Origin of the sequence: Aquidulcibacter sp. (assembly GCF_044346625.1) — a bacterium.
GTDB lineage: Bacteria > Pseudomonadota > Alphaproteobacteria > Caulobacterales > Aquidulcibacteraceae > Aquidulcibacter.
Genome location: NZ_JBIIYV010000073.1, coordinates 1 through 12,067, shown reverse-complemented (window position 1 = coordinate 12,067; position 12,067 = coordinate 1). Strand labels below are relative to the sequence as shown.

The following is a 12,067-nucleotide window of genomic DNA, read 5'->3' as shown; positions in this document are numbered from 1 at the left end:
TTGTGGTCGATTTGATATGCCATTCCAACAACGGCATACCCAATGCCTTCGCCACTTCAATTGCCAAAACAGTCTTGCCGGTTCCCGGCTCACCCTTGATTAGCAAGGGACGCTCCAATTTGATGGCAGCATTGACCGCGACTTTCAAATCATCCGTCGCCACATAATTCTTTGAGCCCTCAAACCGCATCCCTAGCACTCCTGATCATCTTGTTTTTGTCAGCTTGTCGACAGGCTAACAGGCATGGGGTGGTTGGAGCAAGTGCTGTTTGCCGAGCTTGTATGAAGTTCGATCTGCCTGCTTTTTAGGCAGGCCTGCGCAAGACACACTCAGTCCGCTTGACAGAAAGCGCTCTCGCCCGTGGAGTGCGGTCGTACAAGGGGAAACATCATGGCGCGCGCGCCTGACAAAGTAAGTGACATGGCTGCGCCACCGCGCCCCGGCCAAGAAGGGCCTTTCGAGGGCTATCAGTTGGGGGCTGCCTATGATGAAATGTTTGACGCCAAGGGCGACCCACGTCCCGGCTGGGCTGGTCTCTATAGTCGCTTAAGCCAAGCGACCCCGCAAAGCCTGCGCGATCTACAAGCCAATATTGACCGCACCTTTATGGCCCAAGGCGTGACTTTCACCGTCTATGGCCACGAAGATTCGACAGAAAAGATCATCCCAACCGATATCCTACCGCGCATTATTCCGGCGGCGGAGTGGGACAAGTTAGAGCGCGGCTTTAAGCAAAGGCTAGAAGCCCTAAACCTATTCTTAGCTGATATTTATGGTGACCAAGCCATCATCAATAACGGCTATGTGCCTCGGGACTTGATTCTAGGTTCCTCAAATTATCGTCGTGAAATGCTGGGCGTCGAGGTGCCCCATGGTGCCTATGTCAACATCTGCGGCACCGACGTGATCCGCCGCGAAGATGGTGCCTATGTGGTCCTAGAAGATAATCTTCGCGTCCCTTCAGGCGTCTCCTATATGCTGTCCAACCGCGATGCGGTTAAGCGTGCCTTTCCAGACCTTTATCGTGCAGCACGGGTGCGCCCGGTTGAGACCTATCCCGATGATCTTTTAGCTATGCTCAAGAGCTTGGCGAGTGAGTATCAGCCAGACCCCACTGTCGTAGTGCTGACCCCTGGTGTCTTTAACTCTGCTTACTTCGAGCATGCCTTTTTGGCGCGCCTGATGGGAACGCCCTTAGTCGAAGGGCGCGACTTAGCCATTCATGACAATGTTGTTTACATGCGCACGACGTCAGGTCTGAAGCGGGTGGACGTGATTTATCGCCGCGTCGATGATGCTTTTGTAGACCCCTTGGCATTTAGGCCCGATTCCACGCTTGGTGTCGCAGGTTTGATGAACGCCTATCGTGCGGGCAATGTCGTGATTGCCAATGCGCCAGGTGCGGGTGTTGCCGATGACAAAGCTGTCTATGCTTACACCCCGCAAATCATCAAGCATTACCTCGATCAAGACCCGATCATTGATATTGTTGAGACATTCTTGTGTCGTGAGAAAAGCCAGATGTCGCACGTTTTGGCCAATCTCGACAAATTGGTGGTCAAAGCGGTTGGCGAGAGTGGCGGCTATGGCATGTTGATCGGACCCCACGCTACAAAAGCGCAGATTGAGGAGTTTGCTGCCAAAATCAAAGCAGACCCCGATAATTATATCGCCCAGCCGACCATCTCGCTTTCAACCGCACCGACCTATATTGATAGCGCGGTTGAAACCCGCCACGTCGATCTGCGCCCCTTCATCTTGTGTGGCGCTAAGATGACCCTAACCCCTGGGGCCTTGACACGCGTGGCTCTGCGCAGGGGCTCGCTGGTCGTGAATTCGAGCCAAGGCGGCGGCTCTAAAGATACCTGGGTTCTATCAGGTCCAAGCGATGGGCGGACACGGACATGATGTTATCGCGCGTTGCAGATAGTTTTTATTGGATCGGCCGCTACACTGAGCGTGCTGAACATGCCTGCCGGGTGCTTCAAATCACCCTAACTGCCGGGCTTGAGGCCGGGGCAGAAGAGGCTGAAATGACGACAGAGCGTGCCATGCGGGCCTTGGGTGCCGCACCCATGGCTGCGCGCATGGACGCTTTAGAAGAGGCACGTCTTTTGACCTTTGGCGGCAAAGGCGATCTCTCTTCCATCCATACCGCTGTCTTCGCAGCGCGGGAAAACGCCCGCCAAGTTCGCGATCAAATCACCACCGAAATGTGGGAGCGTCTAAACCGGCTCTATTTCCGGGTGAGAGAGACCGCAACTAAGCGAAACTTTGGTCAAATTTCGTCTGGCTTCTTTGAAGAAACGATCAATGACTTGCATGCCTTTAAAGGCATTGTTTCTGGCACCATGAGCCATGGTGAGGGCTTCCACTTCCTGTCGATGGGCCGCACTGTCGAACGCGCACAATTGATTGTCCGCTTGCTTGACCTGCATTTTGGCGAGAAGCAAACAGCCATTGGCGATTTCGGTTGGGTTCAGTTGTTGCGGATGTGTTGTGGTCTTGAACCTTATCTGCGGGTGAAGACTGCGACCTTTCGGCGCGATCAGATTGCCGATTTCTTGGTGCTAGACCCTTATTTTCCACGATCCTTGCGCTTTTGCGCCAATACGATTGCCCAACATATCGATGCGGTTGGTGCGCTGGCCGATGAGCGCGCGCGCGAGACCTGTACCCGCTTGTCTGGTCGCTTAGCAGCACGGCTAAATTTTGCGGTGTTAGATGAAGTTACGGGCAAGAACGGCCAAGCCTTTATCGCCCAAGTCGCTGACGATTGTATCGCCATCTCTGAGGCCGTTCATGCGGCCTTTATCAGCTATTCCTTGGCAGACCGACTGCCTGGAACCAGCACTTTGGGAGTGCGTTGATGCGCCTCGAGATCACGCACGAGACCCGCTACACCTATTCGGCACCTGTACGTGAAAGCGTGATGGAATTGTGGCTGCAGCCGCTGACCTTGCCGATGCAACGCCTAGTTGGGTTTGATATTGTGACCGAGCCCCGAGCCAAGATGATGACGTATCGAGATTGGCTCGGGAATATCGTCTATCATTTTGACGTACCGGCCAAACATACTGAGCTGATTATTCGCTCAAGGGCTATGGTTGAGACCTATGAACGGACCGATCCTCTGCCCGTGAAAGTTGATCCAGGTGCCTGGGCCCACTTGCGCAGCGATGAAGTGCGTAGCCGTTATTATGACATGATGCGCCCTTCGACCTTTGTGGACGGATCGGGTCATCTTGAAATCTTCATGCGTGAACGGGACCTTTTGGTGCTGCCACCTGATCCGCTGACCGGCCTGCGCATCCTCAATAAAGAGATTTATGGGGCGTTTGACTATGTGCCAGGCTTTACCGCCGCCGATAGCCCGATTGATGCTGCGCTAGAGCACCGCAAGGGCGTGTGCCAAGACTTCGCGCATATCATGTTGGCGGTGGCCCGCCATTGGGGCGTGCCATCGCGCTACGTGTCTGGCTATCTGGCGAGGACCGAGCAGGATACCCAAATCCGCTCGGTTCCAGATGCTTCCCATGCTTGGGTTGAATGCTATTTACCCGAACAAGGCTGGGTTGGATTTGATCCAACCAACGACATGCTGGCCAATGAGCGCCATGTCGTGGTTGCCTATGGCCGCGACTACGCCGATGTACCCCCGACCCGGGGCGTTTTGAAGGGTGATGCGGATAGCGTGCTGGAAGTGGACGTGCATGTTCGCCAAGCCGAGCGCCTCTCCCTAGACAGCGACTTCCTAAAAGTAGTGCGATCTCCAAGGAGCCGGCCAGATCAATTTATCGCCGCACCCAAGCCCCAAAGGGCCGTTGCACTCGAAATGCAGCACCAAATGGAGCAGCAGCAGCAATAATTTGCAGTAACCGACGACCAAGCCGATGTCGCCAGATTGAACTGGCACCAGGCGTGCTGAAATATGCTTGCGATTCAATGTGCCATTGTAATCAATACCCGCTTGGGGTGAAATCCAAAGCGCACCCCTGACTTTGCACTGGCAGGGGCTTTCCCCAATCCGCACAGCGGGCTAAAATTTTATGCCACTATAATCAATGTGATAAAATTTCCGAGCCTCAGCGACTTGTCAAAGTCTTTTGACGATTTCCCCAATTAGGTTACCAAAAGTTATATCATTTCTGAACGGAAAATGAATAGGTGCTAAAGAGCCGATTCTCCAGATAATAGAATCTGGATGGTGCCTGCTGATTACTTAATTCAAATAATGATTTCCAATGAAACACAGGAAAATACCTAAAAAGCAATGTTCTCCTATGGTAACTAATGCAAATTAGGCCTTTTCATGTGCGCGACGCAATGTAAAAGCTGAGAAACGAATTTTAAAAGTGGAGGATTTTGTATGCCACAAGGTAAATTGAATACCCGACCGGCGGTCGCAGCTCAGGACCGCGCCGAACGAATTCTTATCGAAGCGACGAGATTATTCACTGAAAATGGATACGCAGGCACTCGAATGTCCGACATTGCCTCGGCAATCGGCGTGACAAAGCCTATTGTCTATCGCTACTTTGACTCAAAGCAGGTATTGTTTGAAGCATTGGTGCGGCGCGTACTCGCCGACCAAATCGAAGGCGCGTGCCGTTTGATCGACGAACACCGCGGCCCAACAAAGCCTTTGCTGAACCAATTGGTCCAAGATGCCCGGATTGCCTTGAGCGCCCCCGGTGCCTTGGCACCATGGCGAATTGCAGTGGGCGAAGCAGACCGATTCCCGGATCTGGCTGCCTTTCTGCGCCATGGCTTCATCGACCCCGTCGAGGCATCCATCAAAAACTTATTTGAGCGCTCTCTAGCGGCCGCGGAAACCCAAGGCACAGATGCGGCAACACTCACGCGATTATTCTGCGCGCCAGTGGCAGCGGTAGCGATGATGATGGCAACCTTTGGCGAAGCTGAAGAAGCGCAGTTTGACGTCGACGCCTTTTTGGCCGCCCATGTCGAAGGCTTCTGGCGGGGCTGGGCCGTTAAGCCCTAAAGCTTAGCGTCCCAAGCGGCGTTCCCAATATTTGGCAAGCCGCAAATAGCGATAAAATGCGTAATTCATGGCTGTCATGAAGCCATAGAGCCCACGCACAAAATGTCTTCTCGCGATATAAGCCTTCATAAAGGCAAGCGGGAATTCTGCGACCAAGCGTGCCGCGCCGATCTTGCGACCCTTGTTGTCCAAATCATCGGCTTGCATGTCGGCATAGGCATTCAGCTTGATTAATTCATGACCCAGCGAACGGATCGACCGGTGCTCAATCACGCCCTGCAGGCGGTGTACGGGGGCTCCCTTCATCATATCGACACGGTCATGCACGGGCGAAGGTGAATAGCGGCCAACCTGTTTATGATAAAGGCGAACTGGGCTTAGCCGAAAAGCCCAAGCATGGGGGCGGGCCTCGCCTGGAAACATCTCGATAATATCGGTTTCAAACCCGCATGGCGAAAGATCCGGCCTACCTAGGGTCGCTTCGATGGAGGCTGCCAGCTCTGACGTTACAACTTCGTCGGCATCAATATTCAGCATCCAGTCATGGCGGCACTGATCCTCGCCAAATTGCTTTTGCAAGCCATAGCCCGGCCAAAGATTAGAGACTACCCGGGCGCCCAAACGCTCTGCTAACTCTTGTGTCCCATCGGTCGAACCGGAATCTATCACCACAATATCATTCGATAGGCCCTTCACAGATTCAAGCGTTGGCCCAAGCCGATCCACTTCATTCTTGGTGATGATAAAAATCGATAGGGGCAATGTCATTGGGCGATTCCTTCAAGGACCCCATCCCTAGCAGAGCCCCAGCATGCCCGTCGAGATGGAGGGCTTGATTGTGCAACGCAAGCCGACCCCAAACTGATAACCAACCCTCGCTTCGGGCAGGCTATCGCTCTACATAGAGAACATGAGCGAAGATCGTGAGCGCAATCGATTAAGTGGCCGGCTCAGCCGGGTCGCCCGTGTTGGGGTCAATATGGGTACGGCTGCGGCTACGTTTGGGGCCCAAAGGTTGGTCGGCGGCAGTGATGCCGACAAGACGATTGCGGTCGCGCTGCGCCAAGCCCTCGGCAAAACCCGAGGGCCTTTGATGAAAGTGGCCCAGATATTGGCCACTATTCCCGACTTCTTGCCGCCCGAATACGCCGAAGAATTAGCCGCCCTTCAATCCAACGCGCCATCCATGGGCTGGCCTTTTGTTAAGCGGCGGATGCGCGCCGAATTGGGGCCCGATTGGGAGAGCCGTTTTTCGAGCTTTGAGCGCGAAGCAGCACACGCTGCCTCGCTTGGCCAAGTCCATCGCGCTACGCTCCATGATGGCCGATTGGTCGCGTGCAAATTGCAATATCCAGACATGGCGAGTGCGGTTGAGTCTGATGTTTCCCAACTCAAGTCCCTGCTAGGATTGTTTCGACCTTTTGAGAAATCCCTAGACCCGAGTGAGGCCGTCGAGGAAGTTTCTGATCGCTTGCGCGAAGAGCTCGATTACACACGCGAACGCCAACATATGCGGCTTTATGGCGATCTATTGGCTGTACAGCCAGACATCACTTGCCCAGAGCCGATCGACGGCCTGTCAACTGGGCGGCTATTGACCATGACTTGGCTCGACGGCGCACCGCTTTTGACTTTTAAAGATGCGCCGCAGGAAGAACGCGACCGCATCGCGACTTTATTGTTTAAAGCTTGGTGGGTGCCGATGATGGCAACAGGGGTTATCCATGGTGACCCTCATTTGGGTAATTATTCGCTGACGCCCAGCGCCGACCGGCTCAATCTCTTAGACTTTGGCTGTGTGCGGATATTCCCGCCGCGCTTTGTCGCAGGCGTCGTGCAGCTCTATCTTTCGCTGGAGCGCGATGACTTTGAAGGCACCATGGCCGCTTATGAGATTTGGGGCTTTAAGGGACTGACACGGAAACTCGCTGAAGTCCTCAATCTGTGGGCAAGGTTTATTTATGCGCCTCTTCTCGACAACCGCGTACGCACCGTCGCGGACGGTGTAGCTCCCGGCGATTATGGGCGCAAGGAAGCGTTTGAAGTGCGCAATCTGTTGAAAGAACATGGTCCCGTGACCATCCCGCGTGAGTTTGTCTTTATGGACCGCGCGGCCATTGGTTTAGGTGCGGCTTATCTACATTTGGGTGCCAAGCTCAATTTCTATGAATTGTTCCAGAACTCTATCGCAGGCTTTAACGAGGCCGACCTCGGCGCGCGACAAGATCAGGCCTTGCAGCGAGTTGGCTTACGCTGAAATCTTAGCGGCCCTTGACGCAAGGTCACGGCTTGCTCAAGCGCCCGCCTTAGGCCAAGTCGGGAGCATGACAGAGGCTAGCCCCAATAATCTTGTTCGTTCCGAACTTTCGTCCGTGCCAGAAGTCTCCGACGGCAGCCGCGACAGGGGTCCGTTAGAAGCCTATGGCGGTGAACGTCCAACCTATCCCGCTTGGGCATTGGACGCGATCGCGCACGCGCCGGAAATTAAGCACTTCCACGTCGATGGGGCAAAGTTAGAGCTGCTGATGTGGGGCACAATTGGCCAACCGGGCGTGCTTTTATTGCATGGCAATGGCGCACATGCGGGCTGGTGGAGTTTTATCGCGCCATTTCTCGCCAAGTCAGGTTATCGCGTCGCGGCCCTGTCCCTTTCCGGTATGGGTGGCTCAGACTGGCGTGAAACCTACACGATGGACTTGTTTGCGGACGAGGTTTTAGGGGCCTGTGATCAGGCGGACCTTGCCGCAAGTGGTCAAGCCCCGGTGATTGTGGCCCATTCCTTTGGTGGCGTGCCTGCAATCTACACGGCGCTGAAGGCCACCGACCAGGTGGGTGGGCTTATCTTGCTCGACAGCCCGATCGAGCCGCCGGGTGAAGAATGGAAGGGCCCACCCAAGCGGACAGCCCCCAATCGAGTTTATTCCACTTTAAACGAGGCTTTGGCGCGCTTTCGCTTGGCCCCGCCTCAGCCTTGCGAAAACCATTGGGCTTTGGACCATATTGCACGGGGCTCGTTGAAACAGGTTGAGGGGGGCTGGACGTGGCAGTTTGACCCATTCTTGTGGAATAGCTTTTCGCCCATGATCATGTCGGAGCGCGCCAGTCGCCTCAAAGTGCCGACCATTGTCATGCGAGGCGGTAACTCATTTTTGATGGAAGATCGTGTCTTCAACTATATGAAGACGATTTTTCCAATAGGCACAGGCTTTGTGACCATTCCTGAAGCGCAGCATCACCTGCTATTAGACCAACCTTTGGCAACCATTGCAGCATTGGAATCCAGTTTGGCTGGCATCTCCATCTTGCCTAAGACCCCGATGCGCGGCTAAGAGAGGCATAACGGAGAGTTCATATGGCCAGCCACGACGATCACTATGCACACGGCGAAATGGAAATCGCAGAGCAATCTGCCATGTATCAGTCGTTTTTGGTTGCAACACAGTGGGGTTGTGTCCTGATCTCGGCCATGGTGGCATGTATGGCCCTGATCTGGGGCGCTGATGTGCCTTGGTTGCAAGCGGTTCTGGGCTGTGGCGCTTTGTCGGTCGTGGCGGGCCTCGGCATGAAGATGGGTAGTGCCTTCACGATTACGTCGGTTTTGATCACCATCATCGGCTTGATATCGGGTGGCATTTCGACAGTCGTCGGCATGTTCATTTAAAGCGGCCTTCCAGCCGCACGGCTAACCGCAAGGGTAGGCCCAGGGGTCACTTAAAATCCCCATTCCAATGCAGGTTAAACACTGGCGTTTTGACCAGAACCGGTTTTAAGTCTGACCGAACCCATGGAGCCGTGTGTTGGCCAAAGTACAGATTGAAATAAATGGACGCAGATATGCGATTGGCTGTGATGAAGGCCAAGAAGACCATGTCATGCGCTTGGCCCGCTATTTCGATGAGCATGTTAAACGCCTAGCCAGTTCTGTCGGACAAATTGGTGATCAACGACTTTTCTTAATGGGTGCTTTGATCGTTGCTGACGAGATGCACGATTTGAAAGTACGTCTCGACAAAGCTGAAGCGGAAATTGCGCGCTTGAGTGATGTTCGGGCACAAGCTGCCCAGGCTGCCCTTGATCCAGCCCCGGCTACAGCCTTGGACGGTGCAGCTGGTCGACTGGAGGCATTGGCAGCGCGGCTAGAGCAAGCCTGAACCATCAGGGCCCATTGCTTCCCGCAATAAACTATCACCTGCAGCTTCTTCGAGAATTGTCTCGAGCGCCTGTCCATTGACGGGCACCTTGCCAATTTCCAGCATCAGTGGAACCGCAAAGGGTGAAATCCGGTCGAGCTTTTGATGGCGGACTTGGCCTGCAATGCGCGTCAGACATTCAGACAACCGCCTAATGTCCAAAAGTCCCTCACCTGCTTCATAGCGCGCTGCCTCCAGCAAAATATGGTCTGGCTGGTGGCGGCGCAGCACATCAAAAATCAAATCCGACGAAAAGGTAACTTGCCGGCCGGTCTTGGTCTTACCGATTTGGTTTTGCTCTATCAGACCGGCAATGACTGCGCATGTGCGAAACGTCCTCTTCATCAAGACGCTTTCTTCCAGCCATTCCTCCAGATCATCACCCAGCATATCTTGATCTAGCAACTGGTTCATATCTACGCGGGCCATATCCTTCTGCCCCCAAACCGATATGGCGTAATCATTGGCAACAAAACCCAAAGGATCGAGGCCGAGCCGCTCAAGTCGGCGGGTCAACAACATGCCGAGTGTTTGATGGGCTAGACGGCCCTCAAACGGATAGCACGCGAGATGGAAGCGATTGCCGCGTGGAAATGTTTCCACCAAGATTTCCTTCTCTTGGGGGATAATCGAAAAGTAACTTTGCATCTGCAGCCATTCTTGCAACTGCGGATGCAAGGTCGGCCAATAGCTTCTGTTGGCGATCATGGTGCGCACACGGCCCGCTAGATAGGTCGAGAGCGGGAATTTACCGCCTGCCCAAGACGGCACTTTTGGCGATTGGTCATGCGCTTTGCTGACCAGACAATCGGTGCCCGAGACCCCTTCAAAGCGCCAGACTTCGCCCGCGAACAAGAAGGTATCGCGGGGCGACAAGCCATCGACAAAGTATTCCTCAATCTCACCGACAACACGGCCGCCCACAAATGTACTGCCCCCCGCTGGCGTTCCAGGTCGGCGAGAGCGGTTTGGAGAGACTTGGCGGACTTTCAAAACCGGCTCTGCCACAATCGAGCCCACATTCATGCGCCAAGCCCGCGCGGCCTCACGATTGCGGCATAGGAGGCGGCCCTGCCCGTCGCGGATCAATCGGGCAAATCGGTCATAGGATTTCAAGGCATAGCCGCCATCGGTTACAAAGCCCAAGACCCGATCAAATTGTTCGCGCGGCAACAGATGATAGGGTCCTGCGGAGGTGACCTCTGTGAAGAGTTCATCGGGACAAAAAGGGGCACCCACAGCACATCCCATAATATGCTGCGCCAGTATATCGATCGCGCCGCGTCTGGGAACAGGACCATCAAGGTGCTGCGCCAAGACCGCATCCCGGGCGGCTTGGCACTCTAGCATTTCAAACCGATTGGTTGGTACCAGAACTGCCTTGGAGACTTCATCGAGCCGGTGATTGGACCGACCGATCCGCTGAATGAGGCGAGAAGAGCCTTTGGGTGCCCCCATTTGAATCACCAAATCGACATTACCCCAATCAATCCCAAGATCGAGAGTTGAGGTACAAACAATGGCGCGCAAACGGCCCTGCGCCATGGCTTCTTCCACTCTCCGGCGCTGCGACACATCGAGTGAGCCATGATGCAGCGCGATTGGAAGATTGGCCTCGTTGATCTTCCAGAGTTCCTGGAAGGCCAGTTCAGCTTGAAATCGTGTATTCACAAAAACCAAAGCCATCTGGGTTTGTTCAATCGCTTGATAGACCTCTTGCATAGCATGACGTCCCGTATGCCCAGCCCAAGGAATGCGCTCCTCAGACAAGAGCATAGAGATATCGGGGGCCACGCCCTTTGGCCCGCGCACAATGCGGGCAAAGCGGGCCTCAGAACCGGCCTGTGGCGCAATCCACTGAGATAAGCCCGCCTCGTCAGCTACCGTAGCAGAAAGGCCCGTACGGCGCGCTGACGGGGCAAAGCGCTGCAAAGCTGCCATCCCCAATGCCAGAAGATCTCCGCGCTTGGTCGGTGCAAGGGCATGGGCCTCGTCAATGATAATCCGCTTGAGCCCCTGAAACAGATTGGCCGCATCTGGCATGCCAACAAATAGGGCGACTTGTTCAGGTGTCGTCAGCAAGAGGTCAGGGGGATCATAGCGCTGGCGCTGTCGTTTCGTGGCTGGTGTGTCACCGGTCCGCGTTTCCACCCGTACGGGCAGTCCCATCTCGCCAATGGGGGTCATCAGATTGCGTTCGACATCGACCGCCAAGGCCTTGAGTGGCGAAATATAGAGCGTGTGGAGACCTCGCGGCTGTTGGGCAAGCTCGGCCAGTTCAATCAGGCTGGGCAAGAAGCCCGCTAAAGTCTTCCCAGCCCCCGTGGGTGCGATCAGGAGGCTATGCTCCCGAGTTTGATCGGCAGCCAAAAGATCAAGCTGATGAGCACGTGGGGCCCAGTTACGTCCCGTGAACCAAGCCTGAAAGGCTGTTGGCAGCGCGGAGGCACTCATGGTTTGGTATGGGGTTCCTCGCCGTCAGACGACTTCCGCCCCATCGCCAAAATTTGCCCGAGGACCGAGTTCGTTTGCACCGGGCCAAATCCCACTTTGTCTTCGCGCGGGACTGCAGGACGCCGCGCTGTGCGCCACAAGACCCACGGCACCATGATGGCCGATACCACGCCGGCTTGCCAGAAGATGGAGAGCGCGCTGCCCGTTACCTCAACCAAGAGGCCGCCGATAGCTGGGCCAATGATGGTTCCCGCTGCCCAAACAAACAGGAGACCAGAGCTGGCAGCAGCCAGCTCCGCTCTGGGTGTGCGGTCCCCCAAATGGGCGACCGCAATCCCGTAATAGGACAAAGCCCCTGCCCCCCAAATGCCAAACAGGATTGTATTGAAGGTGAGCGAAAGCTCCGCGCCAATCGTA

Annotated in this window: 12 protein-coding genes; 8 read left to right on the top strand and 4 right to left on the bottom strand. The window is 54.9% G+C overall.

Annotated elements, in window-relative coordinates; all coding sequences use genetic code 11:
- Positions 1 to 190: AAA family ATPase (locus tag ACIQ20_RS13890; RefSeq protein WP_395781281.1), on the bottom strand; the 190-nt coding region annotated here is incomplete at its 3' end.
- Positions 191 to 493: 303 nt separating this feature from the next.
- Here ACIQ20_RS13890 and ACIQ20_RS13885 point away from each other — a divergent pair.
- The 4 genes from ACIQ20_RS13885 (at position 494) to ACIQ20_RS13870 (ending at position 5,006) form a co-directional block, all read left to right on the top strand.
- Positions 494 to 1,909 carry a circularly permuted type 2 ATP-grasp protein gene (locus tag ACIQ20_RS13885; protein WP_395781283.1) on the top strand — a complete coding sequence of 472 codons (1,416 nt, stop codon included), beginning with the start codon at positions 494 to 496 and terminating at the stop codon, positions 1,907 to 1,909.
- Positions 1,906 to 2,871, top strand: coding sequence for an alpha-E domain-containing protein (locus ACIQ20_RS13880; RefSeq protein ID WP_395781279.1), 966 nt, complete (start codon positions 1,906 to 1,908; stop codon positions 2,869 to 2,871). Before ACIQ20_RS13885 ends, ACIQ20_RS13880 begins: the two co-directional genes overlap by 4 nt.
- The gene (locus tag ACIQ20_RS13875; RefSeq protein WP_395781277.1) at positions 2,871 to 3,869 is read left to right on the top strand and encodes a transglutaminase domain-containing protein; all 999 of its coding nucleotides are present in this window, start codon (positions 2,871 to 2,873) and stop codon (positions 3,867 to 3,869) included. Before ACIQ20_RS13880 ends, ACIQ20_RS13875 begins: the two co-directional genes overlap by 1 nt.
- A gap of 501 nt (positions 3,870 to 4,370) precedes the next feature.
- Positions 4,371 to 5,006 carry a TetR/AcrR family transcriptional regulator gene (locus tag ACIQ20_RS13870; RefSeq protein ID WP_395781275.1) on the top strand — a complete coding sequence of 212 codons (636 nt, stop codon included), beginning with the start codon at positions 4,371 to 4,373 and terminating at the stop codon, positions 5,004 to 5,006.
- 3 nt (positions 5,007 to 5,009) lie between these two features.
- On the opposite strand, the gene ACIQ20_RS13865 is transcribed toward ACIQ20_RS13870, so the two are convergent.
- Entirely contained in the window at positions 5,010 to 5,774 is a 765-nt protein-coding gene (locus ACIQ20_RS13865; RefSeq protein ID WP_395781273.1) for a glycosyltransferase family 2 protein, read from the bottom strand.
- A 142-nt stretch (positions 5,775 to 5,916) separates the two neighbouring features.
- Between ACIQ20_RS13865 and ACIQ20_RS13860 the strand changes: the two genes are divergently transcribed.
- The 4 genes from ACIQ20_RS13860 (at position 5,917) to ACIQ20_RS13845 (ending at position 9,157) form a co-directional block, all read left to right on the top strand.
- Entirely contained in the window at positions 5,917 to 7,263 is a 1,347-nt protein-coding gene (locus ACIQ20_RS13860) for an ABC1 kinase family protein (protein ID WP_395781271.1), read from the top strand.
- A gap of 67 nt (positions 7,264 to 7,330) precedes the next feature.
- On the top strand, positions 7,331 to 8,335 hold the full coding sequence (locus ACIQ20_RS13855; protein WP_395781269.1) for an alpha/beta fold hydrolase: 1,005 nt from the start codon (positions 7,331 to 7,333) through the stop codon (positions 8,333 to 8,335).
- A 23-nt stretch (positions 8,336 to 8,358) separates the two neighbouring features.
- Entirely contained in the window at positions 8,359 to 8,667 is a 309-nt protein-coding gene (locus tag ACIQ20_RS13850) for an aa3-type cytochrome c oxidase subunit IV (protein ID WP_395781267.1), read from the top strand.
- Positions 8,668 to 8,803: 136 nt separating this feature from the next.
- Complete coding sequence (locus ACIQ20_RS13845; RefSeq protein ID WP_395781265.1) at positions 8,804 to 9,157, top strand: cell division protein ZapA; 354 nt, start codon at positions 8,804 to 8,806, stop codon at positions 9,155 to 9,157.
- On the opposite strand, the gene ACIQ20_RS13840 is transcribed toward ACIQ20_RS13845, so the two are convergent.
- Together ACIQ20_RS13840 and ACIQ20_RS13835 are read right to left on the bottom strand one after the other, a co-directional pair.
- Positions 9,143 to 11,650, bottom strand: coding sequence for a ligase-associated DNA damage response DEXH box helicase (locus ACIQ20_RS13840; RefSeq protein ID WP_395781263.1), 2,508 nt, complete (start codon positions 11,648 to 11,650; stop codon positions 9,143 to 9,145). The two genes, ACIQ20_RS13845 and ACIQ20_RS13840, sit on opposite strands and share 15 nt — an antisense overlap.
- Positions 11,647 to 12,067: MFS transporter (locus ACIQ20_RS13835; RefSeq protein ID WP_395781261.1), on the bottom strand; the 421-nt coding region annotated here is incomplete at its 5' end. The genes ACIQ20_RS13840 and ACIQ20_RS13835, both read right to left, overlap by 4 nt.

What these genes read in the sequence shown, in the direction of transcription:
- ACIQ20_RS13885 (WP_395781283.1), top strand. Translation starts at nt 494, where the DNA reads ATGTTTGACGCCAAGGGCGACCCACGTCCCGGCTGGGCTGGTCTCTAT.
- ACIQ20_RS13880 (WP_395781279.1), top strand. Translation starts at nt 1,906, where the DNA reads ATGATGTTATCGCGCGTTGCAGATAGTTTTTATTGGATCGGCCGCTAC.
- ACIQ20_RS13875 (WP_395781277.1), top strand. Translation starts at nt 2,871, where the DNA reads ATGCGCCTCGAGATCACGCACGAGACCCGCTACACCTATTCGGCACCT.
- ACIQ20_RS13870 (WP_395781275.1), top strand. Translation starts at nt 4,371, where the DNA reads ATGCCACAAGGTAAATTGAATACCCGACCGGCGGTCGCAGCTCAGGAC.
- ACIQ20_RS13865 (WP_395781273.1), bottom strand. Translation starts at nt 5,774, where the DNA reads ATGACATTGCCCCTATCGATTTTTATCATCACCAAGAATGAAGTGGAT.
- ACIQ20_RS13860 (WP_395781271.1), top strand. Translation starts at nt 5,917, where the DNA reads ATGAGCGAAGATCGTGAGCGCAATCGATTAAGTGGCCGGCTCAGCCGG.
- ACIQ20_RS13855 (WP_395781269.1), top strand. Translation starts at nt 7,331, where the DNA reads ATGACAGAGGCTAGCCCCAATAATCTTGTTCGTTCCGAACTTTCGTCC.
- ACIQ20_RS13850 (WP_395781267.1), top strand. Translation starts at nt 8,359, where the DNA reads ATGGCCAGCCACGACGATCACTATGCACACGGCGAAATGGAAATCGCA.
- ACIQ20_RS13840 (WP_395781263.1), bottom strand. Translation starts at nt 11,650, where the DNA reads ATGAGTGCCTCCGCGCTGCCAACAGCCTTTCAGGCTTGGTTCACGGGA.